Origin of the sequence: Mesorhizobium sp. M0698, assembly GCF_040320455.1 — a bacterium.
In the GTDB taxonomy this organism is placed as follows: Bacteria; Pseudomonadota; Alphaproteobacteria; order Rhizobiales; family Rhizobiaceae; genus Mesorhizobium.
This window is the reverse complement of sequence record NZ_JAMYPQ010000083.1, coordinates 1-604: the sequence shown is the minus strand read 5'-3', so window position 1 is coordinate 604 and position 604 is coordinate 1. Positions and strand designations below refer to the sequence as shown.

At 56.3% G+C, this 604-nt stretch carries 1 protein-coding gene; it reads right to left on the bottom strand.

What is annotated here, in order from left to right:
* Window positions 1–602, bottom strand: a 602-nt coding sequence (virG, locus tag NKI16_RS34010; protein ID WP_352443318.1) for a two-component system response regulator VirG, incomplete at its 3' end; no start/stop codon positions are given.
* Window positions 603–604 lie beyond the last annotated feature (2 nt).

The following is a 604-nucleotide window of genomic DNA, read 5'->3' as shown; positions in this document are numbered from 1 at the left end:
GCGCCACGGGATGTTTTGACCAGGCGAGGGTTGGCCGCATCAGCCTCCAGCTTTCGGCGCAAGCGCATGATTAGGACATCGATACTTCGATCGTACACCTCTTCTCCACGCACACGGCTCGCGAGCAAAAGCCGTTCTCTGGATAGCACGTTGCGGGGGTTCTCCAGAAATGCGATCAAGAGATTGAACTCACATGCGGTAAGCTTGACCTCGCCACGCTCCGCACAGATCAGTCGCCGCTGCTTCACGCTGAGCTTCCAGGCCCCAAAGCGAAATGAGCGCTGCTCTCTGGTTCGCGGACTAGAAATGCGCTGGCGTAGCGCTACTCGAATGCGGGCCAAGAATTCGCGCATCCCGAAAGGCTTGGGAATGAAATCGGTTGCGCCGAGCTCCAGTGCAACCACTTTTTCCGCCTCATCAAGCCGGTCGCCGCTGATCACTATGATAGGAACATCCGATTTTGTCGCCAGATTGCGGACGATCGCAAGTCCATCCTCCCGGCCTAGGTTAAGGTCAACAACCACGAGATCGACTGGCTCACGTGAAAGAACATAGTCAAACTGCTTGCTATCGTGGACTGCGGTTACCTTCAGGGCATGCATCG